This window comes from Rathayibacter sp. PhB186, assembly GCF_003751825.1.
Classification (GTDB): domain Bacteria; phylum Actinomycetota; class Actinomycetes; order Actinomycetales; family Microbacteriaceae; genus Rathayibacter; species Rathayibacter festucae.
On sequence record NZ_RJKO01000003.1, the window covers coordinates 216,751 to 240,289 of the forward strand.

Sequence of the window (23,539 nt, forward strand, 5' to 3'; positions counted from 1 at the left end):
CTGGGATTCGATGTCCGGCGGGCGGGTGCTCGCCGGGAGCAGGGCGGTCGCGGCGCTGCGATCGGGGAGGAGCGGTCAGCGCAGGAGCAGGTTCGGCTGGAGCAGGTAGCGGTAGCTGTCGCTCCCGGGCTGCTCGCGCGAGGTCTGCGCCGTGATCAGGACCGGTCCGGGCTTGTTGGGGTTCTCGGTCTTCGTGAACGCGATGCGCACGAACTCCGAGTGCACGGCCGCGAGGCCGTCGAGCAGGAACTGCGGCTTCAGCGACACGACGACGTCGACGCCGGTCACGATGGCGTCGATGCTCTCGGACGCCTGAGCCTGCTCGGAGCCGATGGCCTCGAGGGTGAGCCCGTCGCTGCTGAAGCTGAAGCGCAGGGCGGCCTCGCGCTCGAGGACGAGCGAGACGCGGCGGGTGGCCTCGATGAGGTCGCTCGTCGCCATCACCGCGTAGTTCTCGACGGAGGCGGGGAAGAGGCGCTTCACGGGCGGGAAGTTGCCCTTGATCAGGAGCGACGTGACCGTCTTGCGGTCGGCGGTGAAGGCGATCAGCTCGCGCTCGTCGCGCTGGGTGATCGCGACCGAGACGGTGCCGGAGTGGCTGAAGGTCTTGCCGACCTCCTGCAGGGTCCGCGCGGGGACCAGCGCGGTCAGCGGCTGGCTGGGAGCGGCGTTGTCGCCGTTGTCCCAGTCGATCTCGCGGACGGCGACGCGGTAGCGGTCGGTGGCGACGAGGCCGATGGTGTTCTCGGTGATCTCGAGCTGCACGCCGGTGATCACGGGAGTGACGTCGTCGCGGGAGGCGGCGACGGCGACCTGCGAGATCGCGGCGGAGAACGCGTCCGCGGGGACGAGGCCGGTGGAGGCGTCGATCTCGGGGATGCTCGGGTACTCCTCCACGGGCATCTGCAGCAGCGTGAAGTGCGCGGAGCCGGCCGAGACCGAGACGCGCGACTCCTCCGTCGCGACGCGCACCGGGGCGTTGGGGAGGCGGTTCGCGATGTCGGCGAGCAGCCGGCCGGAGACGAGGACCGTGCCGGTCTCCTCGACGTCGGCCGCGATCTGCGTCTGCGCGGAGACCTCGTAGTCGAACGAGGAGAGCGTGAGGCCCTCGGCGGTCGCCTCGATGAGGATGCCCGAGAGGATCGGCAGAGTCGTGCGCTGCGGCAGCAGCTTGACCGCGAACGACACCGCCTCGCTGAAGACATCGCGGTTGGCTTGGAACCTCACGAGAACACCCCTGACGAGTCGTGGACGAAGACCGACGCCCATCGTACTCGTCAGCTTCGACGTGCCCGGAAGCACGGCGCCCTCCCGGCGCAGCCGAGCCCTGTGGAGAGGTTGCCGGTCCGCCCCTGATTAAAGAGAGAACTGCGTTAACAGTGTTAACACGTGTGGAAACTGTGGAAAACGTCCGGGACCCCTACTCACGACTGCGATGCGGAGGGGGTCGAGCTGTGGACGGAGTGTGAGCGCGGTCGTGGACGGCCTGTGGAGGGATCCGACCGGGTCGTCCGGAGTGCACAGGCTGGTGCTCGGAGCGCACAGATCGAGGGCGGTTGTCCACAGTTATCCACAGGTTGCTCACACGTGTGGAAATCGACCGGAATCGTTCGATGTGGCGAACGACGGCGGGCGTGGCGGGGTGGCGAGGGTGGCGCAGCGGGAGACGGCGTCACCGGGAGGGTGGGTCTCGATACGCCGCTGCGCGGCTACTCGACCAGCATGCAGGGGCCGCTGCGCGGCTGCTCGACCAGAGGGAGAGGGAGCAGCCGGCGGCCGGCGGTCAGCGGTTGGTCTTGATGCGGGTGGTCAGCTCGGTGACCTGGTTGTAGATGCTGCGGCGCTCCTTCATGAGCTCCGAGATCTTCTTGTTGGCGTACATGACCGTGGTGTGGTCGCGGTTGCCGAACAGCTGGCCGATCTTGGGCAGCGAGAGGTTGGTCAGCTCGCGGCAGAGGTACATCGCGATCTGACGGGCGGTGGCCACGGCCTGCGAGCGCGACGAGCCGTAGAGGTCGTCGACCGTGAGCTTGAAGTAGTCCGCGGTGTGATTGATGATGTCGACCGGCGAGATGACGTTGTCCTCGTCGAGCGTGATCAGGTCCTTCAGGACCGTCTGCACCAGCGCCATGTCCACTGGGGTGCGGTTGAGGCTCGCGAACGCGGTGACGCGGATCAGCGTCCCCTCCAGCTCGCGGATGTTGCTGGACACCTTCGACGCCATGAACTCGAGGATGTCGTCCGGGACGAGCAGCTTCTCGCTGACGGCCTTCTTGCGGAGGATCGCGATGCGGGTCTCGAGGTCGGGCGCCTGCACGTCGGTGATCAGGCCCCACTCGAACCGCGAGCGCATGCGGTCCTCGAAGCCGGTCAGCGCCTTCGGCGGCAGGTCCGAGGTGATCACGACCTGCTTGTTGTGGTCGTGCAGCTGGTTGAAGGTGTGGAAGAACGCCTCCTGCGTCTCCGCCTTCCCCTGCAGGAACTGGATGTCGTCGATGAGGAGGATGTCGACGTTGCGGTACCGGCCGTGGAACGCGTTGCCGCGGTTGTTCGCGATCGAGTTGATGAAGTCGTTGGTGAACTCCTCGCTCGACACGTACCGCACGCGGATGCCCGGGTAGAGGCTCATCGCGTAGTGGCCGATGGCGTGCAGGAGGTGGGTCTTGCCCAGTCCCGAGTCGCCGTAGACGAAGAGCGGGTTGTACGCCTTCGCCGGCGCCTCGGCCACGGCGACCGCGGCGGCGTGCGCGAAGCGGTTGGAGCCGCCGATGACGAAGTTGTCGAAGCTGTACTTCGGGTTCAGCCGGGTGTCGGTCGCCGGCACGGTGCGCAGCTCCTCGACGACGCGGACCGGCGGGGCGACCGTGGCGGAGGAGCCGGTGACCGGCTCGAACGGGTTCAGCGACTCCGACGACGGGGAGTTCATCGGCTCGTGCTCGATGTCGGGGTTCACCACGAAGGCGAAGGTCGAGACGCCGAAGGAGTCGTCGAGGGCGCCGATCGCGCTCAGCAGCGGCACGCGGACGCGGTGCTCGAGCATCCCGCGGGTGAACTCGTTCGGGACCTCGAGATAGAAGGTGCCCGCCATGATGCCCTTGGGCTCCACCAGCGAGACGAAGCCGTACATCGGCGCGGTGATGCGCTCGTCCCGCGACAGCTCGCCGCGGATCACGTTCCACGCGTCGATCATCGACGTGTCGTCAGGCATCTGTCTCCGGTCCTCGGTCGCTCTCGAAATCCTGGCCGCCGCCTCGGGCTGTCGTCCGTCACGGCGGGCCCTCGGTTCCAGCGGAGATCCGGGGCCCGATCCCTGCACAGGCGCTTCCACAGGCCTCGCCGGATCCCCGCGATCACGCGGGAGGGGGCGGTTCGCGCCTGTGGATAACTGCGGCTCAACACCGTAGCCAACGGAGCCGACGGGAGACAAATCCACCACAGCGACACCCGCGTGTCAATGCGCGGAACACGCGGTCCCGTGTGCAGAATCGAGGTTTCGCCCGGCGCACATTTGACCGGTGGCGGCGGAGGACGTAGTTTAAGTCAGTTGACGCCTGCCCGGCGTCGTGAGCACGGTCCTCGCGGATCGCGCCGATCGACACCCGGGCACCCCCTCTTCCCGGACGAACCGGAGCCCCCGCCACCGGCGTGGAGCCCCGCTCGCACCGCGGAACCCGTACGTGGAGATCTGACTATGAGCAAGCGAACCTTCCAGCCGAACAACCGTCGTCGCGCCAAGGTGCACGGCTTCCGTCTGCGCATGCGCACGCGTGCCGGTCGCGGCATCCTGAGCGCTCGCCGCGCCAAGGGCCGCACCGAGCTCTCGGCGTAGCGCCTAGCGATTCCGTCCAGCGGTGCTGGCCAGAGCCCATCGCATCGTCCTCGGTGGCGAGTACCGGGCAGTCGTCCGTCGCGGTGTGCGGTCCACGGGACCGCACACCGTCACGTATGTCCGGAGGTCCTCCGGCGACGCACCGGTGCGGTTCGGCTTCATCGTGGCCAAGACGGTCGGGACGGCCGTGAAGCGGAACACCGTGCGGCGCCGGCTCAAGGCCGTCGCCTTCGAGCTCGTGCCGCAGCTGGAGTCCGGGACCGACGTGGTCGTGCGGGCGCTGCCCGGCAGCGCCGACGCTCCGTGGTCCGCACTGCGGCAGGACGTGGTCGCCGCCGTCACCCGTGCGCGCGCCGTCCGCACGGGCGAGGCGCTCCGGTGACGGCCGCTCCGTCGACGACCGCGCCGGTCGCCACCGCTCCCCGATCGTCGCGCGCCTCCTGGGCCGCCCGCCTGGGCTGGTTCCTCCTCCTGCTGCCGCGCAACATCGGCATCCTGCTGCTCGTCGTGTACCGGGCGGTGATCTCGCCGCTGTACGGCGACGTCTGCCGCTACTACCCGTCGTGCTCCTCCTACGCACTCCAGGCGGTCCAGCTCCACGGGCTCGTCCTCGGGTCCGTCCTCGGCGCCCGCCGACTCCTCCGCTGCCACCCGTGGGCGGCCGGCGGTGTCGACGACGTGCCGACCTCGATCCCCCTGCACCGACCGGCTCCCGGCCGGACCCGCTTCGCCGTGACGCGTTTCGGGTTCGTCGCGGGCCCTCGAAAGGACTGACCCCCTCCCATGGACCTCCTCGGCACGATTCTCTGGCCCCTCAAGTGGGTGGTCGAGCTGCTCCTCGTCGCCTTCCACCAGCTGCTGACCTTCACCGGCCTCGATGCGGCGGCCGGCATCACCTGGGTGCTGTCGATCGTGGGGCTGGTCCTCGTCATCCGCGCCGCGCTCATCCCGATCTTCGTCAAGCAGATCAAGAGCCAGCGCCGCATGATGGAGGTGGCGCCGCAGCTCAAGAAGATCCAGGACAAGTACAAGGGCAAGCGCGACCAGCTGTCCCGCGAGGCGATGTCCCGCGAGACGATGGAGCTCTACAAGAAGACGGGCACCAACCCGCTCGCCTCGTGCCTCCCGCTGCTGATCCAGATGCCGATCTTCTTCAGCCTGTTCTCGGTGCTGAACGCGGCCCAGCACAGCCAGCAGGGTGTCGGCCCGCTCGACGAGACGCTCGCGAAGCAGTTCGGTGAGGCCAACCTCTTCGGCATCGCCCCGCTGCACCAGTCGATCCAGGGTGCGCTCGCGGAGGGCGGCCAGGAGCTCGTCGTCGTCATCGCCGTCGTCATGGTGGTCCTGATGACCGCCTCGCAGTTCATCACCCAGCTGCAGATCGTCTCGAAGAACATGTCGCCCGAGGCCAAGGCCTCGCCGACGTTCAAGCAGCAGCGGATCCTGCTCTACATCCTCCCGCTCGTCTTCGCCTTCTCGGGCTTCGCCTTCCCCCTCGGCGTCATGTTCTACTGGCTGACCTCGAACATCTGGACGATGGTCCAGCAGTTCATCGTCATCCGGAACATGCCGACCCCCGGCAGCGAGGCCGCGAAGGCCCGCGAGGAGCGCCTGCGCCGCAAGGGCAAGCTCGTCGAGGAGACGACCGACGCCGGCACCGTCACGCTCGTCGAGAAGAAGGTCGTGCAGCGCGCGCAGCCCGTCAGCAAGAACCGCTCCAAGAAGCAAGCCGGAAAGAAGTAGGCCCCCAGAATGACCGATTCGACGCAGATGTTCACCGGTGCTCCGGCGGCCCCGGACGCGCAGGCTCCGGCCGACGAGGAGCTCGCTCCGCGGGCGTCCTCCACCGACGGCGGTGCCGCGCCGACGCTGTCGCAGCTCGAGGAGGAGGGCGACGTCGCCGCGGACTACATCGAGGAGTTCCTCGACATCTGCGACCTCGACGGCGACATCGACATCGAGGTCCGCAACGGCCGCGCCTACCTGTCGGTCACGGCCTCCGGCGACACCAACCTGCGCGTGCTCTCCCGCCCGGACGCGGTCCAGGCGCTGCAGGAGCTCACGCGCCTCGCGGTGCAGACGAGGACGGGCGGCTTCTCGCGGCTCATCCTCGACATCGGCGGTTCCCGGGACGCCCGCGAGGCCGAGCTGGCCCAGCTGGTCGATCGGGCGATCGAGCGCATCGAGGAAGGCGCGACGTCGGCGTCGCTGCCCCCGATGTCGTCCTACGAGCGCAAGCTCGTCCACGACATGGTCGGCGAGCGCGGTTTCGTGTCGGAGTCGCGCGGCGAGGCCCGCGAGCGCCACACCGTCATCACCCGCGGCTGAGCGCCGTGGAGCCGACCCTCGAGCCGGAGCCCGCTGCCGCCGCCGCGATCGCCGGTGAGCGACTGCCCGTCCTGCGGCGCTTCACGGAGGCGCTCGCCCGCGAGGGGGAGGAGCGGGGCCTCATCGGTCCGCTGGAGCTCCCGCGCCTGTGGACGCGGCACGTGCTCAACAGCGCCCTGGTGGCCCCTCTCCTGCGTCCGGGGCTCGTGGGTGATGTCGGCAGTGGTGCCGGCCTCCCGGGCGTCGTGCTGGGCATCGTACGGCCGGACGTCCGGTTCGTGCTGATCGAGCCGATGGAGCGCCGGGTGCTGTGGCTGCAGGAGCAGGTCGACGCGCTCGAACTCGAGAATGTCTCGGTTCTGCGGGCCCGCGCCGAGGAGGTCCGGCTGGCGGAGCCGCTGGATCAGGTCACGGCGCGCGCGGTCAGTGCTCTCTCGAAGCTGATTCCGCTGACGGCACCGCTGCTGCGACCGGGCGGCGAACTCGTCCTGCTGAAGGGCATCAACGCCGAGAAGGAGATCGAGGCCGCGGCCAAGCAAATCCGTCGCTTCAAGCTCTCCCCGCCCGAGGTCGTCGTGCTCGGCGGCGGCGTGCTCTCCGAGGTGACGAGGGTCGTCCGAGCTACAGTGGGATGATCGCCACGACGTCGCACGCGATCCCCTGAATCCTCGACTGTCGGTTCCTCGGTGCTGCCCCACTTCCACCCGCTGAGCGAAGGTTTCACGTGAAACGATCCGACCCCGCCGGACTGACCGGAGGTTTCGACGCCTCGACCCCGCTCGCCCGCGAGATCGCGGACATGACGCGTCGGCGCGCGCTGCTCAACGCGCAGCCGCTGCCGAAGCCGGAGACGACCCGCGTCATCACGATCTCCAACCAGAAGGGCGGCGTCGGCAAGACCACGACCACCGTCAATCTCGCCGCGGGGCTCGCTCGGGGCGACGCGAAGGTCCTGGTCATCGACCTGGACCCGCAGGGCAATGCCTCGACGGCGCTCGGGATCGAGCACCGGGCCGAGACGGCGAGCGTCTACGACGTGATCGTGAACGACACGCCCCTCGCGGACGTCGTGCAGAAGAGCCCGGAGTTCGCCTCGCTCTACGGGGTTCCGGCAACGATTCACCTGGCCGGCGCCGAGATCGAGCTGGTCTCCCTCGTCGCGCGCGAGCAGCGGCTCCGCAGGGCGCTGGACCGGATGCTCAAGGGGATGGACGAGCCGTTCGACTACGTCTTCATCGACTGTCCGCCGTCGCTCGGGCTGCTGACGATCAACGCCTTCGTCGCCGCGCGCGAGGTGCTGATTCCGATCCAGTGCGAGTACTACGCGCTCGAGGGTCTCAGCCAGCTTCTGAAGAACATCGACCTGATCGAGCGGCACCTCAATCCGAACCTGGCGGTCTCGACGATCCTGCTGACGATGTTCGACGGGCGGACGAACCTGTCCAACCAGGTCGCGGCGGATGTGCGCGAGCACTTCCCGAAGGAGGTGCTGCGCGCCGTGATCCCGCGCAACGTGCGGATCTCGGAGGCGCCGTCCTACGGGCAGAGCGTGATCAGCTACGACCCGCAGTCGTCCGGCTCGCTTGCGTATCTCGAGGCGGCGGCGGAGATCGCCCGCCGCGGCGTACCCAAGACCCCGGCGGCGACGCCCGATGGAGAGGACCGCTGATGGCGACCAAGCGCACAGGACTCGGCCGGGGCATCGGCGCCCTGATCCCGGTCAGCGACGACACCCGCTCGCGGCCCGTCGACGTCTTCTTCCCGGATCAGGTCGGAGCGGCGAACGCCGAGGACGAGCTGCTGGAGGTTCCCGGCGCACGACTCGCGCAGCTGTCGCTGTCGGAGATCGTGCCGAACGCGGCGCAGCCCCGGTCGGTCTTCGATCAGGACGAGCTGGCCGAGCTGGTGCACAGCATCCGCGAGTTCGGCGTGCTGCAGCCGATCGTGGTGCGGCCTGTCACCGGGCGCAAGGGCGCGAAGTACGAGCTGGTGATGGGGGAGCGGCGCTTCCGCGCCTCCAAGGCCGCCGGCCTGAAGACCATCCCCGCGGTGGTCAAGGACACGGCCGATGAGAACATGCTCCGGGACGCGCTACTGGAGAACCTGCACCGGGCCGAGCTGAACCCGCTCGAGGAGGCGTCGGCGTACCAGCAGCTGCTGAGCGACTTCGGCATCACCCAGGAGGCACTGGCGACGCGCCTCGGGCGATCACGTCCGCAGATCTCGAACACGCTGCGGCTGCTGCGGCTTCCCGCCGATGTGCAGGCTCGAGTGGCGGCCGGCGTGCTCAGTGCGGGGCACGCGCGTGCGGTGCTGTCCGTGGAGACGTCGGAGCTCATGCGCCGGCTGGCGGACAAGATCGTCAACGAGGACCTGTCGGTGCGTGCCGCTGAGGCAGCTGCCGCGCAGATGAAGGCTCCGAAGACCACCGCGCGCGAGCCGGAAGAGGAGCAGGGCGGTCATGCCGGGCACCTCAGCACGGTGGCGGACCACCTCGGCGACCGGTTGAACACGCGGGTGAAGGTGACGCTGGGAGCCCGCAAGGGACAGGTGGTCATCGACTTCGCGACGATCCACGATCTGAACCGCATCCTGGCCGAGATCGGTGAGCCGACCGAGGTGTCGCTGGCGCCGTGAGGTGCGCGGCCGTTTCACGTGAAACGGCGTGAGTACGGGGTCGGGTCTCGATACGCCGCTGGCGCGGCTACTCGACCAGCATGGTGGTAGGACGCACATGCGAGGAGCGCTGACCTCTCCCTCAATCGGTTGCCCGAGAGCATGCACATGCTGGTCGAGCAGGCGCGTAGCGACCTATCGAGACCGAGCTATCAGTTGGAGCGGATGTTGCTGCTCGGCGGGAGGGTCTCGATACGCCGCCGGTGGCGGCTACTCGACCAGCATGTTGTTGCCGCCCGTGCTCGGGTGATCAGGACGCTCGGTCGGCGGAAGTCCGGGCAGGAGCCTGTCTGCTGGCGGATCACCGCGATCAGCGACATGTTGGTCGAGTAGGCGCAGCGCCGTATCGAGACCGAGCCCGCCGATGCTGGCGAACGTCGGACTCATGAACGGGGTCTCGATACGCCGCCGTGGCCGGCTACTCGACCAGCATGTTCGGGGCGGACGTCGCTGGTCAGGTGTTGGCGGGTCCAACCACCGCCTAAGGCGCTGGTAGCCACATGGTGGTCGAGTAGGCGCGGAGCGCCGTATCGAGGCCACACCCTCCGATGCTGGCCGTCATTGCACTGATGATCCTGGGTCTCGATACGCCGCCAAAGGCGGCTACTCGACCATCAAGCAGCGTTTCACGTGAAACGGCGGTGTGACCGATAGCCCGCGTATGACCGGAGCGGCGGGCACGGATGTTTCACGTGAAACGGAGGTCAGTGGGTGAGGGCCCGGCGGGCGAGGGTGGAGTAGACGTCGCCGAGGTAGCGGCCGGATGCCTCGATGGCCTGGGGGACGAGGGAGGTCTCAGTCATGCCGGGGAGGACGTTGGCGTCGAAGAACCAGGGGAGGCCGTCGGGGTCGACGATGAAGTCGATGCGGGACAGGTGGCGGAGGCCGAGCAGGTCGTGGACGGCGACCGCGACACGGGAGACCTCGGCGAGGGCCTCGTCCGGGAGGCGGGCCGGGGTGTAGAAGCGGGTCTCGCCCGCGTTGTAGCGGGCCTCGAAGGTGTACCGACCCGCGACCGGGGCGATCTCGACCGGGGGGAGGGCGAAGGGGCCGTCACCGAGGTCGAGGACACCGACGGAGACCTCAGTGCCGATGATCTGCTGCTCGATGAGCGCGACCTCGCCGTAGGTGTAGGCGTCGACCATCGCACGCGGAAGCTCGTCGGTCTCCGACACGATGCTCACGCCCTGGGCGGAGCCGCCCTGCGCCGGCTTGACGACGAGCGGGCCGGGGAGGTGCGCGCGGACCTGATCGAGGATGCCTGCGGCGCCGAGCTCGCGGAACGTCTCGCGGGGGAGGGTGATCGAGCGAGGAGTGGCGATGCCGGCCCGCGCGACGAGCGTCTTCGCCGTCGGCTTGAACCACGCGAGGCGGGCGGCGTCCGTGCGCGAGCCCACGTAGGGGAAGCCGGCCGCCTCGAGCAGGCCGAGCAGCGCGCCGTCCTCGCCGCTCGCTCCGTGGACCGCGGGCCAGATCACGTCGGGACGCTGGTCGAGCAGCGCCGTCAGGAGACCGGCATCCGGTTCGCGGTGGGTGACGCGGTGCCCCATGGCCGAGAGGCGGTCGGCGACGCGACGACCGGAGCGCAGTGAGACGTCGCGCTCGTGGCTGATACCGCCGCTGATCACGACGATGTCGAGGGTGCGGTCGAGGGTGGAGAAATCGGTCATGACCGGGCCTTCTGTCGTTCGTGGATCGCGGAGTCAGGAGATCTGGGGCGGGAGGACGGCGTCGCGTTGATCGACGCCGGAGCTTCTCCGCACTCGGGCGTCGGCGAAGGTGGAGAGCAGGTCGAGTTCGCCGTTGATGACCGTCGCGAGACGGCGGATGCCGTCGCCGATGCGCTCGGGAGTCGGGTAGCAGAAGGACAGCCGGATGTTCTGCCGGCCGTCGCCGTTGCCGAAGAAGGCCGTGCCGGGCGTGTAGGCGACCAGCTCCTTCACCGCGCGGGGGAGCATCGCCTTCGAGTCGAGCTCCTCGGGGAGGGTGACCCAGACGTAGAAGCCGCCGTTCGGATTCGTCCAGGTGAGACCGGGGAGGTGCGTCTCGAGCCCGCGGATCATCGCCTCCTTGCGCTCGCGGTAGACACCACGGAAGGTGTCGATCTGCGCGCGCCAGTCCGCCGTCGCCAGATACTGCGAGATCACGAGCTGGCTGAAGGACGACGGGCTGAGCACCGCTGCCTCGTTCGCGAGGATCAGCCGTTCGCGGATGGCGTGCGGCGCCAGCGCCCAGCCGATGCGGAAGCCGGGCGCCAGAGTCTTCGAGAAGGTGCCGAGGTAGATCACGCCGTCCTCCTCGAGGGAGCGCATCGCCTTCGGCGGCACGTCCTCGAAGTAGAGCAGACCGTAGGGGTTGTCCTCGAGCACGAGGATGCCCTCGCTCTTGCAGATCTCGAGGATCTCGACCCGCCGGTCCCAGCTCAGCGTGACTCCCGCCGGGTTGTGGAAGGTGGGGATCGTGTAGAGGAACTTGATCCGCTTGCCGGCGGCGCGCACGTGGGCGATGTGCTCGCGAAGCGCCTCGGGGATCAGTCCGTGCTCGTCCATCGCCACGTGCTCGATCTCGGCCTGGTACGAGCGGAAGATCACCATGGCGGTGACGTAGCTCGGGCCCTCGGAGAGGACGACGTCGCCCGGGTCGAGGAACAGCTTCGAGACGAGCTCGAGGGCGTGCTGCGAGCCGGTGGTCACCACGACGTCGTCCGCGCTGGCCGAGATGCCCTCGAGCGCCATCACCTCGAGGATCTGCTCGCGCAGCACCGGCACGCCCTGACCGGAGCCGTACTGCAGCGCGACGGGTCCCTGCTCGCGCATCACGGTCGCCATCGCGTCGGTGACGAGGTCCTGGGGGAGGGCGGAGACGAACGGCATGCCGCCGGCGAGCGAGACCACCTCGGGGCGGGAGGCGACGGCGAACAGTGCTCGGACCTCGCTGGCCGCGAGGCCGGCCGTGCGCTCAGCGTAGGAGTCGTACCAGGGGTCGAGGTTGGTGCCGGCGTTGATCACGGTGATGTCGCTCCGCTCGATGGACAGGGTCTCCGACCGTCAGCCGGATCGATCCAGACTACTCGGCGGGGTCCGGGAGGACCGGGGGAGCGGGACGCCACTGCGCGGCCCGTGGCCTGCCTTCTGCGGCCGTTTCACGTGAAACATGAGGAGCGGCCAGTAACGACGAAGCCCCCGCGCCACAGGGGCGCAGGGGCTTCGTCAGACGGTCGAACCGTCGGGAGTCGAACTCAGAGGAACGCGGCCAGGTCGGCCTCGAGGGCGGGCTTCGGCTTGGCGCCGATGACGGTCTTGACGACCTCGCCCTTCTGGTAGACCTTCATCGCCGGGATCGAGGTGATCTGGTACTTCGCGGCGATCTGCGGGTTCTCGTCGACGTTCAGCTTGACGATCTCGATCTTGTCGCCGTGCTCGGCCGAGATCTGGTCGAGGATCGGGGCGACCATGCGGCAGGGGCCGCACCACTCGGCCCAGAAGTCGACCAGGACGGTCTTCTCGGAGTCGAGGACATCGGCCTGGAACGATGCGTCGGTGACGCTCTTCGCGGTGGACATGACGATTTTCTCCTTCGTGAGCCGGCGGCGCCGACTCGAGTGCGGGTGGTGGGAGGGCTAGAGGGTGAGGAGCTCGGCGGCCGGGGTGCCCTCGGTGCTGGCGATGCCATCGGTGAGGGCGGCGAGGTAGTGCTCGGCGTCGAGGGCGGCGACGGTGCCCGACGCGGCGGCGGTGACGGCCTGACGGTAGGTCGGGTCGATCACGTCGCCGGCGGCGAAGACGCCCGCCACGGAGGTCTGCGACGAGCGGCCGGTGACGGCGATCGTGCCGTCGGTTGTCAGGTCGAGCTTGCCGTGGACGATGTGGGTGCGCGGGTCGTTGCCGATCGCGATGAACAGGCCGTCGAGCTCGAGCTTCGACTCGGTGCCGTCCACCGTGTTGCGCAGCTTGACGCCGTTCACGTGGTTCTCACCGGTGATGCCGGTGACCTCGGTGTTCCAGACGAACTCGATCTTCTCGTTGTCGCGGGCGCGCTTCTGCATGACCTTGGAGGCGCGGAGCGAGTCCTTGCGGTGGATGACGTAGACCTTCTCGGCGAACTTGGTGAGGAAGGTCGCCTCCTCCATCGCGGAGTCGCCGCCGCCGACGACGGCGATGGTCTTGCCCTTGAAGAAGAAGCCGTCGCAGGTGGCGCACCATGAGACACCGTGTCCCGAAAGGCGGTCCTCGTCGTGCAGGCCGAGCTTGCGGTACGCGGAGCCGGTGGCGACGACGACGGTCTTCGCCTCGATGCTCTCGCCGGAGCCGAGGTGGATCGTCTTGGTCTCTCCCTCGAGGTCGAGGGAGACGACGTCGTCGTAGAAGGTGTCCGCGCCGAACTTCTCGGCCTGCTTCTGCATGGCCGTCATCAGCTCCGGGCCGAGGACTCCGTCCGGGAAGCCGGGGAAGTTCTCGACGTCGGTGGTGTTCATCAGGTCGCCGCCGATCTCGACGGACGAGGCGACGACCACCGGGTGCAGATCGGCGCGCGCCGCGTAGATGGCGGCCGTCCAGCCTGCGGGGCCGGATCCGATGATGACGATGTCGCGCACGGCAACTCCTCGAGGTCTCTGCTGAGCGGGGCTGGACCGGCGGTCCGCCGGAGGGGGTGGTCTGCCCGGATCCGGTGCTGGGAGCGGATCCGCGGAGCCGGTCCCGCTCGCTCTGTCGTTCCCGGGCTCCAGGGGCTACAACACATCCTAGGCGGGGGCTATTCCGTGGCGTCCGGGGCACTCGGCCCGCGGTCAGGGTCGCCGATCGAGTCCCCGCGGTGCGGCTCAGAAAGCCGCGTTGACCGGCTCTTTCTCCGCCGAGCCTGCGGGAGTGCCGCGCTGCCCGATCGACCGGCGCGAGATCAGGACCGTCAGCCAGCCGGCCGAGGCGAAGACCGCCGTCATCGCGACGACGTAGAACACCACCGCGATCATCCCACCGGGGACGATCGGCGGGTCCGCCAGGCGCGGATCGAGGAAGGGGTACGGGTACCAGACCTGCTCGTGCTTCATCTGGTCGTAGACGAGGGGCGCCCGGATGATCGTGTAGACGAACCAGGCGACCGGGAAGGCGAGCAGCGCGGGGACCACGGCCCAGGAGAGGCGGCGCCGGCCGGGCGCGAAGAGCCAGTCGAGGATCAGCGCGAGCGGCGCCACGACGTGCATGACCTCGTTGGTCCAGTCCTGGCCGGCACCGGCGCCGGTGACCACCGTGCCGCGCAGGAGGAGGTTGTAGACCACTCCGATCACGACCATGTAGGTGACGACTCCGGCCCGCAGCCAGGCGAACCAGCGCGGTTCCGGCAGGGCGCCGCGAGCGAGGACGACGGCGCCGATCAGCAGGACGACGACTGCGAGCAGGCAGACCTCGACGGTGATGTAGCTGAAGAAGTTGGCGGCGAGGGTCGCGCGGTCGCGGAACCGGGCCTCGACCCAGAAGGCGTGGGAGTCGAGGAAGCTCACCGTGGTCGCGGTGAGGACGGCGGCCGCGACGAGCACGCGGAGGAGGACGAAGGTGGAGCGCATCGCGCCTTCCGGATCGGCGGGAGGGGGGAGGGGGGAGGCGGCTCTGCCGGAGGACGCCCCCACCTTTCCACGTCGCGCCCGGGGGCGCACCACCGGTCCGGTGACGTCCCAGTGTCGCGACGGGGGCTCTCAGGAACGCTCGGGCGTCCCGTGCGGCGTCAGCGCCCGAGGCGGCGGAGGAGCGGCGCGGCCATCGCGCGCAGCTCCGGGACGCGGAGGAGCCAGAGCACGCCGAAGTAGACGAGGGCCATGACGACGCCGGTGAGCACCATCGAGATGAGGGCCTGCGGCCAGCCCGCGGCCGGGTAGTCGTCAGCCTGGGCGAGGACGAACATCACCAGGACGCCGGCGCCGATCGAGGGGAGGGTCGCGGCGGCGTAGGTGGCGAAGCGGAGCACGATGCGCGTCCCTCCCCAGCCGCCGAGCTTCTTCCGGAGCATCAGGCACGCCATCAGCGCCTGGACGGCGACGCCCGCCGAGATCGAGAGCGCGACGAAGAACGCGGTCGAGTCGTCGGGGAGGAGGAAGGCGATCCCGCAGCCGACGACGATGATCGCGGTCTGCACCAGCGTGTAGAGGAACGGCGAGCGGCCGTCGTTGAGGGCGTAGAACCCGCGCTGCACGATCGCGAGCGTCGAGAACAGCGGCAGCACGATGACGTAGGCGGTGATGATCATGGCCATCTGCCCGGCGGCGACGGGATCGGTCGGCGCGAAGATCGTCGCGAAGGAGCGGGCGCAGACCACGAGGGCCGCCGTGGCGAAGAACAGGAAGAGCCCGACCACCCGGATCGAGGTGGAGATGTCGCTCCGGAAGTCCTTCATCTCGTTGCGCGAGGCGTGGCCGCTCATCTTCGTGTAGTACGCGGTGGCGATCGAGACGGCGATCACCGAGTGCGGGAGCATGAAGACGAGCCAGGCCTTCTGCAGCGCCGTGGCGGAGGCGTCCTCGCCCGAGGAGGCGCTCACGGTGTTGTTCTCGATGAAGCCTGCAGCGACCGTCAGGAGCAGGGTCGCGAAGGTCCAGACGGCGATCCTCCCGGCGCGGCCGAGGCCGACCCCGCGGACGCTGAAATCGGGTCGGTAGCGCAGACCGACCCGCTTCCAGAAGAAGACGAGCAGCATCGCCTGCAGTGCCACTCCGAGGGTCGCCGAGCCCGCCAGCACCGCGATCATCTCGGGCGACCACTCCGTCGCGGTACGGAGACCCTTGCCGTCGGAGCCGAAGAGCTGCTGGAAGGCGAGGAGCCCGCCGATGGCGACGACGTTGTTCACGACCGGGGTCCAGGTGAACGGACCGAAGGAGCCGCGCGCGTTGAGCACCTCGCCGAGGATCGTGTACAGCCCGTAGAAGAAGACCTGCGGCAGGCACCAGTAGGCGAAGGTGACGGCGAGGCGGGTCTGCTCCGGTCCGTACTGCGAGGCGTTCAGCTGGATCAGCAGGGGTGCGGCGAGCGTCGCGATCACGGCGGCGCCGAGGAGGACGAGGAGCGCGAGGGTCAGCAGCTTGTTGATGTAGCGCTGACCGCCGTCGGCCTGGAGACCGGCGCGCACGATCTGCGGCACGAGGACCGCGTTGAGCGCACCGCCCGCGATGATCGCGTAGATCGTGTTCGGGAGGCCGTTGGCGACGGTGAAGGCGTCGGCGCCCTGGCCGACGAGGCCGATCGTCTGGGTGAAGACCAGCGACATCACGAAGCCGAGGACCCGCGAGACCATCGTGCCGGAGGCGAGGACGGCGCTCGCGCGACCGAGGGAGAAGCTAGCCACGGGGATCCGTTCGGTCGTCGTCGAGGCCCGGCTGGACGGCGAGCGGGGCGTTGGGGTCCTCCTCGTCCTCCTCGGGGGTGTCGCCGCGGCGGCGCCGGCGGATGTTGCGGAGGATGCCCGCGCCGAAGACGAGGACGAGGAGGATGCCGACGCCCAGGGTGCCGACGGTCTCCCAATCGGCGCGGACGTTGGTGACGATGCCGGTGGGAGCGCCGATGGGCGTGCCGTCCTGGGACGTCAGCTGCATCCGGAGCTCGGTCTCGCCGTTGCCGACGCGTGCCTTCACGGGAATGAGGACGCGGCCCTGCGAGCGGGCGTCGATCGCCGTCGGCTCGACCGAGGACTCGTCGATGTCGAGGACGGCGTTCGAGGTCGAGGCCTGGATCCGGACCGTCACGGGCCACGGCAGGTCGTTGCGGACGTAGACCGGGATGCTGGAGTCGCGGGAGAGCTGGGTGACGCTGTCGGAGCTCTCGATGGCGACGGAGGAGAGCGTGGTGTCGGCCTGCTCGCGGCTGGCGGTGACCGCCTCCTGCCAGCCCGCCGTGTCCTCGCGCCAGGTCACGGCGAGCAGGGCGAGGAGGTCGTTGCGGCGCTTGCCGCTGAGCAGCTCCGGCTCGGTGAGCACGGCCGAGAACGACTCGACGCGGGCGGCCGCGGTCAGCAGGTCGGACACACCCTCGAGGCGCTGGTCCGACTCCGGGCTGTCGACGATCGTCGCGTCCTCGGTCGCCGGCGAGGTGAGGGCGGAGGCGAGGGACGAGCCCTCGGCCCAGGGCAGGGCGTCGACGGCGTCGAGCGTCTGCGCGAGGCGGACGCCGTCGATCGCTGCGCCGCGGTCGAGCGCGAGGACCACGGAGGGCGACTCGTCCTCCCGCTGCACCTGCGCGAGGTCGGCGGTGAGGTCGGCCGTGCTCGCGCGCCACTCCGAGTCGGTGCTCGCGCTGACGGCGGCGTCGAAGGCGGCGGAGAGGGCACTGTCGGCGACGATGACGTCGTGGTCGTCGATGGCCGCTCGGGTCGTCGTGGTGACGCCGTCCGGCAGCTCGAGATTGTCGGAGGAGACGACCGTGCGGGTCATGCCGCCGGTGGCATACACGCCGAGATCCGCCGCGCGGACGGTGCCGTCGTCCGGCCAGGCGATGCGGCCGACCGTCGGCGACCAGTCGAACGCGAGGAGCGACTCGGTCGTCGGGCGCTCGGGGAGGTCCTGGGCGGTCGAGTCGCCGGGAACCGCCGTCGGGGTCGGCGTCCCCGAGCTCGTCGGCGCGAACAGGGCGGGATCGAGCGCGTACTCGAACGAGGTCGGCGCCAGGAGCGTGGACAGGCCGGACTGCGCCTGGGCGGCGACGTCCGCATCCGCGTAGGGCAGGGCGAAGACCTCGTTCGGCACCGACTCGAGCCGGTCCAGCCAGGCGGTCGCCGACTCCGGTGCCGTGTCGCCGAGGACCCGGATCGACGCGAGGATGCGCGGATCCACTCCGATGGTCACGGCGCGGCCGTCGACGGTGTCGAGCTGGCGCGAGAGCGTGCCGGTGGTCTGGGTGTAGTCCTGCAGCGTCTCGGCGGAGAGCAGGCCGTCTGCGGTGTCGGGAACAGTGAGCGGCACGAGGACGCTGACGCCGGTCTCCTGCTCGCTGGGGAAGCCGGTCGAGAGCTCGACGACGCCTCGGGCGGTCGCGACGGTGCCACCGGGGCTGGTGACGGTCACCGAGATCGCGTGGGTGCCGAACGCCTCCGGGTCGCGGATCGAGTCCGTGGAGAAGGGGAGCGAGGCCGCGGGGACGGTGACGCCGACCTGGGCGGAGCTGGAGGGGAGCAGTCGCACGTCGGCGCCGTCGCCGGTGCTCGTGCCCTCGTCCTCGGACTCGCCGTCGAGCCACTCGGCGAGCTCGGCCCGGGAGTCGAGGGTGTCCTCGTCGATCGCGACCTCGACGCGCGCGCCGTCGATCGACTCGGTGGTGCCGTTGCGCACGGAGATCGCGAGCTGGAGGTCGTCGCCGGGGAGGAGGACGCCGTCGTTCGCCGCGCCGACCGTCGCCGTGACGGTGGCCTGCCCGGACTCGAGGGCCGTGCGCTCAGCGGCGTCCGCCGCCGCGGGGAGGGCGCCGCCGAGGAGCGCGATCGACAGCGCAGCGGCACCGGCGGAGCGGAGCAGCTGCGGGACCGCTCGCCGAGGGCGGGGGCGATCGGAGGGGGTGAGGTCGCGCCGACGCATCGAACTCACTCGGCCTCCATGGGGGTGATTCTACGGGCAGGCCCTCGGGCGGCCGTCTGCCGGGCCGCGTGATGCGCTGCGGAGTCGCTCAGGAGCCGTAACCGGTCGAGGCGGTTGCACTCCGGCGCGCACCGCGGCCCGGTCACGCCTCCCCGGTAGGATCTGCCGGATGCACAGCGTCCAGACCGCCCTCGAGACCCTCCGAGCTCTCGCGGCGACACCGACGGTGGCCCGGCTCGCGGAGGCGTTCGCCGCGCAGGGCCACGAGCTCGCGCTGGTCGGCGGCCCCGTCCGCGACGCCTTCCTGGGCCACGGCGTGCACGACCTCGACTTCACCACCTCGGCGCGGCCGGACGACATCGTGCGGATCGTCGCTCCGATCGCCGAGGCGCACTGGGACATCGGCCGGGCGTTCGGCACGATCGGCGCGCGGATCGCCGGCGAGACGGTGGAGATCACCACCTACCGCAGCGACAGCTACGACGGGGTCAGCCGCAAGCCCGAGGTCGAGTTCGGCGACAGCCTCGAGGGCGACCTCGTGCGCCGCGACTTCACCGTCAACGCGATGGCGCTGCGGCTGCCCGAGATCGTGCTGGTCGACCCGGCCGGGGGAGTGGAGGACCTGCTCGCCGGCCGGCTGCGCACTCCGGCCGCCGCCGACCTCTCCTTCGGCGACGACCCGCTGCGGATGCTGCGCGCCGCGCGGTTCACCTCGCAGCTCGGCTTCCGGACGACCGACGAGGTCGAGTGGGCGATGGCCGAGCTGGCCCCGCGGATCGAGGACGTCTCCGCGGAGCGGATCCAGGAGGAGCTGCGGAAGCTCCTCGCGACCGCCTCGCCGCGGGCCGGGCTCGAGCTGCTCGTCGACACCGGTCTGGCCGGTTACTTCCTCCCCGAGCTGCCGGCCCTGCGCCTGGAGCAGGACGAGCACCACCACCACAAGGACGTCTACGTGCACAGCCTCACGGTGCTGGAGCAGGCGATCGCGCTGGAGGGGCAGCGGAACCCCGGCGCGGCGCCGGACGTCACCCTCCGCATCGCGGCGCTGCTGCACGACATCGGCAAGCCGGCGACGCGGCGGCTGGAGCCGGGCGGAGCGGTCAGCTTCTACCACCACGACCTCGTCGGCTCGAAGCTGGCGATCAAGCGGCTGCGCTCGCTGAAGTTCGACAAGCAGACCATCGCGGACGTCGCCCGGTTGATCGAGCTGCACCTGCGCTTCTTCGGCTACACCGAGGGCGCCTGGACCGACTCGGCCGTCCGCCGCTACGTCACCGACGCCGGCCCGCTGCTCGAGCGGCTGCACATCCTGACCCGGGCCGACGTGACGACCCGCAACACCCGCAAGGCCGACCGGCTCGCGCACGCCTACGACGACCTGGAGCAGCGGATCGCGGAGCTCGCCGAGAAGGAGGAGCTCGCCTCGAAGCGGCCCGACCTCGACGGCACGCAGATCATGGCGATCCTGGAGCTGCCGCCGGGGCGCGAGGTGGGGCTGGCGTACAAGTTCCTGCTCGAGCTGCGACTCGAGGAGGGACCGCTCGGCGAGGAGGAGGCCGCCCGGCGGCTGAAGGAGTGGTGGGCGGCGCGCTGAGCGTCGTCGCGCGGGATCGGGAGCCGATCAGTCCCGGTCCGTGAGAACGGACTGCCAGTCGCGCGGCACCCGGTCCGCCGGTCCGGGCGTCGACTGGTCGGCGGGGTGGCTCTGCGGGTCGGCGAGACGCGGGCCGTCGGCGTAGTCGTCCGTCCGGTAGTCCCAGAACCACTCCTCGCCGGGCTCGAAGCTCCGGATGACCGAGTGGCCGGTCTCGTGGAAGTGCGCGGTCGCGTGCCGGTTCAGCGAGTCGTCGCAGCAGCCGATGTGCCCGCAGAGCGCGCAGCGGCGCAGGTGCAGCCACCACGAGCCGGACTGCTCGCACTCGACGCAGCCGCGGCCGCTCGGTGGGACGGAGGGGTCGATCGTCTGCTGCGTCGTCATGCGCTCAGCTTGTCCCTCCGCGCCGTCCGGCACCAGATCCGTCCCGTCCTCCGGACGACCGTCTGAACGGTTCTCGAACTTCGGAGCGATCCCTCCGTGTCGCGACGCGGCGGGCCTATCGTGGAGCCACTTCTCCCCTGCTTCGGGGAGGAGCGCACGCTGACGTCGACTCGGGCGTGCCCCGGGCCGACCCGAGCACGGAGGTACGACCATGCCGTATGTGACCACGGACGACGACGTCGAGATCTACTACAAGGACTGGGGATCCGCGGACGCGCAGCCGATCGTGTTCCACCACGGCTGGCCGCTGTCCTCGGACGACTGGGACGCGCAGCTCCTCTTCTTCCACGCGCACGGCTACCGCGTGATCGCGACCGACCGCCGGGGCCACGGGCGGTCGGCCCAGGTCGGCACCGGACACGACATGGACCACTACGCCAGCGACGTCGACGCCGTGGTGCGGCACCTCGACCTGCACGACGCGGTCCACATCGGCCACTCCACCGGCGGCGGCCAGGTCGCGCGCTACGTCGCGCAGTACGGCCAGCCGCAGGGCCGCGTGGCGAAGGCGGTCCTCGTCTCCTCCGTGCCGCCGCTGATGGTGCAGACGGAGGCGAACCCCGAGGGCACACCGATGAGCGTCTTCGACGGGTTCCGCGAGGCGCTCGCCGCGAACCGCGCCGAGTTCTTCCAGGCCGTCGCGTCGGGTCCGTTCTACGGCTTCAACCGCGACGGCGCGGAGGTCTCGCAGCCGGTGATCGACAACTGGTGGCGCCAGGGGATGACGGGCAGTGCGCTCGCGCACTACGAGGGCATCACGGCGTTCTCGGAGACGGACCAGACGGAGGACCTGAAGGCGATCACCGTCCCGGTCCTCGTGCTGCAGGGCGACGACGACCAGGTCGTGCCGTACCAGGACGCGGCGCTGAAGCAGCACGAGCTGCTGCAGGACTCGACGCTGAAGATCTACGAGGGCTACCCGCACGGCATGCTGACCACCCACGCCGACGTGCTCAACCCGGACCTGCTGGCGTTCATCCAGCGGTAGCGCGTCCCGGTGACGGCGGGATCCGGCGGGCGACCGCGGATCCCGCCGGATCGGCCCTGGGCTCGGAGCCCCGCGGATGGTAGGGTCGTCAGGTTGTCCATGACCAGACGCACTCGCGTCCGCGGGAGTGGGCAGATGCTACATACCCTCCTGTCACGGAAATACCGTGGCCGTTCAGTCCGAAGGAGGTGGGTTAGTGACGCATCAGTACGAACTCATGGTCATCCTGGATCCCGAGATCGATGAGCGCACCGTCGCTCCGAGTCTCGACAAGTTCCTCAACGTCATCCGCACCGATGGTGGATCCATCGACAAGGTCGACGTCTGGGGCCGCCGTCGTCTGGCGTACGAGATCAACAAGAAGTCCGAGGGCATCTACGCCATCGTCGACTTCACGTCGACCTCGGCCGCCGCGAACGAGCTCGACCGTCAGCTGAAGCTGTCGGAGGCCGTCATGCGCACCAAGGTGCTCCGCGCCGAAGAGGGCATCGCCCAGGTCGCCGCCGCCAAGAAGCTCGCCGACGAGAAGGCCGCCCGCAAGGCTGCCAAGGCTCCGGCCGCTCCCAAGGCGTAACGCTGATGGCCGGCGAGACGATCATCACCGTGGTGGGGAACCTCACCGCCGACCCCGAGCTGCGCTACACGCAGGGCGGGCTCGCGGTCGCGAACTTCACCATCGCCTCCACGCCGCGCACCTTCGACCGTCAGGCGAACGACTGGAAGGACGGCGAAGCGCTGTTCCTCCGGGCCTCCGTCTGGCGCGAGTTCGCCGAGAACGTCGCGGGGACGCTGACCAAGGGAAGCCGTGTCGTCGCGACCGGCCGCCTGAAGCAGCGCTCCTACGAGACGAAGGAAGGCGAGAAGCGCACCAGCATCGAGCTCGAGATCGACGAGATCGGCCCCTCGCTGCGCTACGCGACCGCTCAGGTCACGCGCGCGGCCGGTGGCGGCGGTGGACGCGGTCAGGTCGGCGGCGGCGGTGGCAACCAGGGCGCGAGCCAGGGCGGCTTCGGCGGCGGCAACGGCGGCAACCAGGGGGGCTCCGGCGGAAACGGCGGCGGCAACCGCGGTGGCGGCCAGGCCGAGGAGCCGTGGGCGCCCAGCGCTCCGGCCGGTGGCGACGTGTGGAGCACGCCGGGCAGCTACAACGACGAGACGCCGTTCTGAGCCTCCGGCTCGAGCGCGCCCTCACCTGAATCACGCGTCCCCGCCCCGAGAGGGGTGCCGACGGACGCGAACCAGAATCTAAGGAAACCACTATGGCTGGAAAGAGCAGCGGCGACCGCCGCAAGCCGATCCGCGGCAAGGGCGCGAAGAACGCGGCCCCCGCGAAGTCGGTCCGCGTGGGCGTCATCGACTACAAGGACGTCCCGACCCTTCGCAAGTTCATCTCCGAGCGCGGCAAGATCCGCGCCCGTCGCATCACCGGCGTCTCCGTCCAGGAGCAGCGCCTCATCGCCCGCGCCGTCAAGAACGCCCGCGAGATGGCGCTCCTGCCCTACGCCGGCAGCGGAAGGTAGGTAGAAGATGTCCAAGGTCATCCTGACCCACGAGGTCGACGGGCTCGGCTCCGCCGGCGACGTCGTCGACGTGAAGAACGGGTTCGCCCGCAACTACCTCATCCCGCAGGGCTTCGGCGTCGCGTGGACCCGCGGTGGCGAGAAGCAGGTCGAGCAGATCAAGTCGGCGCGAGCCGCTCGTGAGCACAAGACCATCGAGGAGGCTCAGCACACGAAGCAGGTCCTCGAGGCCAACCGCGTGAAGCTGACCGTCAAGGCCGGCAAGGACGGGCGCCTCTTCGGCTCCGTCAAGACCTCCGACATCGCGACTGCGGTGGCGGCGGCCGGCTACGGCGAGCTCGACAAGCGCAAGATCGTGATCTCGAACGCGATCAAGAACGTCGGCGAGCACGAGGCCGTGGTGCGTCTGCGCGACGACATCCAGGCCACCGTGAAGCTGCAGGTGGTCGCGGCCAAGTAAGGCCGCGAGAACGCCGCGGAGGGCGGTGCGACGGGACTTCACGGTCCCCTCGCACCGCCCTTCGTCGTTGCGGTTCTCCACAGCTCCATCCACATACACCCTCGCGGGAGGGCAACCTTCAATGTGGTCTGGAGACTCTTTTCCCCACACACC

General features: G+C 69.7%; 25 protein-coding genes. 14 read left to right on the top strand and 11 right to left on the bottom strand.

Annotated elements, in window-relative coordinates; all coding sequences use genetic code 11:
• Positions 1–75 precede the first annotated feature (75 nt).
• Positions 76–1,227, bottom strand: coding sequence for a DNA polymerase III subunit beta (gene dnaN / locus EDF45_RS11045; RefSeq protein ID WP_123447260.1), 1,152 nt, complete (start codon positions 1,225–1,227; stop codon positions 76–78).
• A 556-nt stretch (positions 1,228–1,783) separates the two neighbouring features.
• Positions 1,784–3,208 carry a chromosomal replication initiator protein DnaA gene (gene dnaA, locus EDF45_RS11050; RefSeq protein ID WP_123706115.1) on the bottom strand — a complete coding sequence of 475 codons (1,425 nt, stop codon included), beginning with the start codon at positions 3,206–3,208 and terminating at the stop codon, positions 1,784–1,786.
• Between the two features lie 483 nt (positions 3,209–3,691).
• Between dnaA and rpmH the strand changes: the two genes are divergently transcribed.
• The 8 genes from rpmH (at position 3,692) to EDF45_RS11090 (ending at position 8,794) form a co-directional block, all read left to right on the top strand.
• Complete coding sequence (rpmH, locus tag EDF45_RS11055) at positions 3,692–3,829, top strand: 50S ribosomal protein L34 (RefSeq protein WP_055784512.1); 138 nt, start codon at positions 3,692–3,694, stop codon at positions 3,827–3,829.
• 22 nt (positions 3,830–3,851) lie between these two features.
• A complete protein-coding gene (gene rnpA / locus EDF45_RS11060) occupies positions 3,852–4,211 on the top strand; it encodes a ribonuclease P protein component (RefSeq protein ID WP_123447262.1) in 360 nt (119 codons plus the stop codon).
• 71 nt (positions 4,212–4,282) lie between these two features.
• Positions 4,283–4,603 carry a membrane protein insertion efficiency factor YidD gene (gene yidD, locus EDF45_RS11065; RefSeq protein ID WP_123447535.1) on the top strand — a complete coding sequence of 107 codons (321 nt, stop codon included), beginning with the start codon at positions 4,283–4,285 and terminating at the stop codon, positions 4,601–4,603.
• A gap of 9 nt (positions 4,604–4,612) precedes the next feature.
• On the top strand, positions 4,613–5,572 hold the full coding sequence (gene yidC, locus EDF45_RS11070) for a membrane protein insertase YidC (protein WP_123736149.1): 960 nt from the start codon (positions 4,613–4,615) through the stop codon (positions 5,570–5,572).
• A 9-nt stretch (positions 5,573–5,581) separates the two neighbouring features.
• Complete coding sequence (locus tag EDF45_RS11075) at positions 5,582–6,157, top strand: R3H domain-containing nucleic acid-binding protein (protein ID WP_243615825.1); 576 nt, start codon at positions 5,582–5,584, stop codon at positions 6,155–6,157.
• Between the two features lie 5 nt (positions 6,158–6,162).
• A complete protein-coding gene (gene rsmG / locus EDF45_RS11080; protein ID WP_123736148.1) occupies positions 6,163–6,792 on the top strand; it encodes a 16S rRNA (guanine(527)-N(7))-methyltransferase RsmG in 630 nt (209 codons plus the stop codon).
• Between the two features lie 164 nt (positions 6,793–6,956).
• Positions 6,957–7,826 carry a ParA family protein gene (locus EDF45_RS11085; protein WP_123706250.1) on the top strand — a complete coding sequence of 290 codons (870 nt, stop codon included), beginning with the start codon at positions 6,957–6,959 and terminating at the stop codon, positions 7,824–7,826.
• Positions 7,826–8,794 carry a ParB/RepB/Spo0J family partition protein gene (locus EDF45_RS11090; protein ID WP_123736147.1) on the top strand — a complete coding sequence of 323 codons (969 nt, stop codon included), beginning with the start codon at positions 7,826–7,828 and terminating at the stop codon, positions 8,792–8,794. Before EDF45_RS11085 ends, EDF45_RS11090 begins: the two co-directional genes overlap by 1 nt.
• Before the next feature lie 249 nt (positions 8,795–9,043).
• Here the strand turns inward: EDF45_RS11090 and EDF45_RS21240 are convergent, their stop codons facing one another.
• From EDF45_RS21240 to EDF45_RS11130, 8 genes are all read right to left on the bottom strand, one after another.
• Positions 9,044–9,220 (bottom strand): hypothetical protein, encoded by a 177-nt coding sequence (locus EDF45_RS21240; protein ID WP_185020151.1) that lies wholly within the window; start codon positions 9,218–9,220, stop codon positions 9,044–9,046.
• 317 nt (positions 9,221–9,537) lie between these two features.
• Positions 9,538–10,503, bottom strand: coding sequence for a D-alanine--D-alanine ligase (locus EDF45_RS11100; protein WP_123736145.1), 966 nt, complete (start codon positions 10,501–10,503; stop codon positions 9,538–9,540).
• Between the two features lie 33 nt (positions 10,504–10,536).
• Positions 10,537–11,838, bottom strand: a complete 1,302-nt coding sequence (locus tag EDF45_RS11105; protein ID WP_185020159.1) for a PLP-dependent aminotransferase family protein — start codon at positions 11,836–11,838, stop codon at positions 10,537–10,539.
• A gap of 233 nt (positions 11,839–12,071) precedes the next feature.
• Positions 12,072–12,395 carry a thioredoxin gene (trxA, locus tag EDF45_RS11110; RefSeq protein WP_123447267.1) on the bottom strand — a complete coding sequence of 108 codons (324 nt, stop codon included), beginning with the start codon at positions 12,393–12,395 and terminating at the stop codon, positions 12,072–12,074.
• Positions 12,396–12,452: 57 nt separating this feature from the next.
• Positions 12,453–13,427: a thioredoxin-disulfide reductase gene (trxB, locus tag EDF45_RS11115; RefSeq protein WP_123736143.1), complete on the bottom strand. Its 975-nt coding sequence runs from the start codon at positions 13,425–13,427 to the stop codon at positions 12,453–12,455.
• Positions 13,428–13,652: 225 nt separating this feature from the next.
• Positions 13,653–14,393, bottom strand: a complete 741-nt coding sequence (locus EDF45_RS11120) for a Pr6Pr family membrane protein (RefSeq protein ID WP_123736142.1) — start codon at positions 14,391–14,393, stop codon at positions 13,653–13,655.
• Between the two features lie 158 nt (positions 14,394–14,551).
• The gene (gene murJ, locus EDF45_RS11125) at positions 14,552–16,162 is read right to left on the bottom strand and encodes a murein biosynthesis integral membrane protein MurJ (protein WP_260312168.1); all 1,611 of its coding nucleotides are present in this window, start codon (positions 16,160–16,162) and stop codon (positions 14,552–14,554) included.
• Entirely contained in the window at positions 16,155–18,380 is a 2,226-nt protein-coding gene (locus EDF45_RS11130) for a DUF6049 family protein (RefSeq protein ID WP_123736141.1), read from the bottom strand. The genes murJ and EDF45_RS11130 overlap by 8 nt, the downstream gene beginning before the upstream one ends.
• Positions 18,381–18,549: 169 nt before the next feature.
• Between EDF45_RS11130 and EDF45_RS11135 the strand changes: the two genes are divergently transcribed.
• The gene (locus EDF45_RS11135) at positions 18,550–19,974 is read left to right on the top strand and encodes a CCA tRNA nucleotidyltransferase (RefSeq protein ID WP_123736140.1); all 1,425 of its coding nucleotides are present in this window, start codon (positions 18,550–18,552) and stop codon (positions 19,972–19,974) included.
• Between the two features lie 27 nt (positions 19,975–20,001).
• Here EDF45_RS11135 and EDF45_RS11140 read toward each other — a convergent pair whose 3' ends face one another.
• On the bottom strand, positions 20,002–20,358 hold the full coding sequence (locus EDF45_RS11140; protein ID WP_123736139.1) for a UBP-type zinc finger domain-containing protein: 357 nt from the start codon (positions 20,356–20,358) through the stop codon (positions 20,002–20,004).
• Positions 20,359–20,569: 211 nt separating this feature from the next.
• Here EDF45_RS11140 and EDF45_RS11145 point away from each other — a divergent pair, with 211 nt between their 5' ends.
• The 5 genes from EDF45_RS11145 to rplI all read left to right on the top strand — a co-directional run bounded on the left by EDF45_RS11145 (position 20,570) and on the right by rplI (position 23,386).
• Positions 20,570–21,406, top strand: a complete 837-nt coding sequence (locus tag EDF45_RS11145; protein WP_123736138.1) for an alpha/beta fold hydrolase — start codon at positions 20,570–20,572, stop codon at positions 21,404–21,406.
• Positions 21,407–21,602: 196 nt separating this feature from the next.
• A complete protein-coding gene (rpsF, locus tag EDF45_RS11150; protein WP_123447279.1) occupies positions 21,603–21,980 on the top strand; it encodes a 30S ribosomal protein S6 in 378 nt (125 codons plus the stop codon).
• A 5-nt stretch (positions 21,981–21,985) separates the two neighbouring features.
• Positions 21,986–22,573 carry a single-stranded DNA-binding protein gene (locus EDF45_RS11155; protein WP_123706126.1) on the top strand — a complete coding sequence of 196 codons (588 nt, stop codon included), beginning with the start codon at positions 21,986–21,988 and terminating at the stop codon, positions 22,571–22,573.
• 92 nt (positions 22,574–22,665) lie between these two features.
• Positions 22,666–22,926, top strand: coding sequence for a 30S ribosomal protein S18 (rpsR, locus tag EDF45_RS11160; RefSeq protein ID WP_056039813.1), 261 nt, complete (start codon positions 22,666–22,668; stop codon positions 22,924–22,926).
• A 7-nt stretch (positions 22,927–22,933) separates the two neighbouring features.
• Positions 22,934–23,386 carry a 50S ribosomal protein L9 gene (rplI, locus tag EDF45_RS11165; RefSeq protein WP_123447282.1) on the top strand — a complete coding sequence of 151 codons (453 nt, stop codon included), beginning with the start codon at positions 22,934–22,936 and terminating at the stop codon, positions 23,384–23,386.
• The last annotated feature ends 153 nt before the right edge of the window (positions 23,387–23,539 follow it).

What these genes read in the sequence shown, in the direction of transcription:
- yidC (WP_123736149.1), top strand. Translation starts at nt 4,613, where the DNA reads ATGGACCTCCTCGGCACGATTCTCTGGCCCCTCAAGTGGGTGGTCGAG.
- EDF45_RS11155 (WP_123706126.1), top strand. Translation starts at nt 21,986, where the DNA reads ATGGCCGGCGAGACGATCATCACCGTGGTGGGGAACCTCACCGCCGAC.
- rplI (WP_123447282.1), top strand. Translation starts at nt 22,934, where the DNA reads ATGTCCAAGGTCATCCTGACCCACGAGGTCGACGGGCTCGGCTCCGCC.
- EDF45_RS11140 (WP_123736139.1), bottom strand. Translation starts at nt 20,358, where the DNA reads ATGACGACGCAGCAGACGATCGACCCCTCCGTCCCACCGAGCGGCCGC.
- EDF45_RS11145 (WP_123736138.1), top strand. Translation starts at nt 20,570, where the DNA reads ATGCCGTATGTGACCACGGACGACGACGTCGAGATCTACTACAAGGAC.
- EDF45_RS11130 (WP_123736141.1), bottom strand. Translation starts at nt 18,380, where the DNA reads ATGCGTCGGCGCGACCTCACCCCCTCCGATCGCCCCCGCCCTCGGCGA.
- EDF45_RS11135 (WP_123736140.1), top strand. Translation starts at nt 18,550, where the DNA reads ATGCACAGCGTCCAGACCGCCCTCGAGACCCTCCGAGCTCTCGCGGCG.
- EDF45_RS11100 (WP_123736145.1), bottom strand. Translation starts at nt 10,503, where the DNA reads ATGACCGATTTCTCCACCCTCGACCGCACCCTCGACATCGTCGTGATC.
- rpmH (WP_055784512.1), top strand. Translation starts at nt 3,692, where the DNA reads ATGAGCAAGCGAACCTTCCAGCCGAACAACCGTCGTCGCGCCAAGGTG.
- EDF45_RS11120 (WP_123736142.1), bottom strand. Translation starts at nt 14,393, where the DNA reads ATGCGCTCCACCTTCGTCCTCCTCCGCGTGCTCGTCGCGGCCGCCGTC.
- EDF45_RS11075 (WP_243615825.1), top strand. Translation starts at nt 5,582, where the DNA reads ATGACCGATTCGACGCAGATGTTCACCGGTGCTCCGGCGGCCCCGGAC.
- EDF45_RS11085 (WP_123706250.1), top strand. Translation starts at nt 6,957, where the DNA reads ATGACGCGTCGGCGCGCGCTGCTCAACGCGCAGCCGCTGCCGAAGCCG.
- trxA (WP_123447267.1), bottom strand. Translation starts at nt 12,395, where the DNA reads ATGTCCACCGCGAAGAGCGTCACCGACGCATCGTTCCAGGCCGATGTC.
- EDF45_RS11090 (WP_123736147.1), top strand. Translation starts at nt 7,826, where the DNA reads ATGGCGACCAAGCGCACAGGACTCGGCCGGGGCATCGGCGCCCTGATC.
- dnaA (WP_123706115.1), bottom strand. Translation starts at nt 3,208, where the DNA reads ATGCCTGACGACACGTCGATGATCGACGCGTGGAACGTGATCCGCGGC.
- rpsR (WP_056039813.1), top strand. Translation starts at nt 22,666, where the DNA reads ATGGCTGGAAAGAGCAGCGGCGACCGCCGCAAGCCGATCCGCGGCAAG.
- EDF45_RS21240 (WP_185020151.1), bottom strand. Translation starts at nt 9,220, where the DNA reads ATGAGTCCGACGTTCGCCAGCATCGGCGGGCTCGGTCTCGATACGGCG.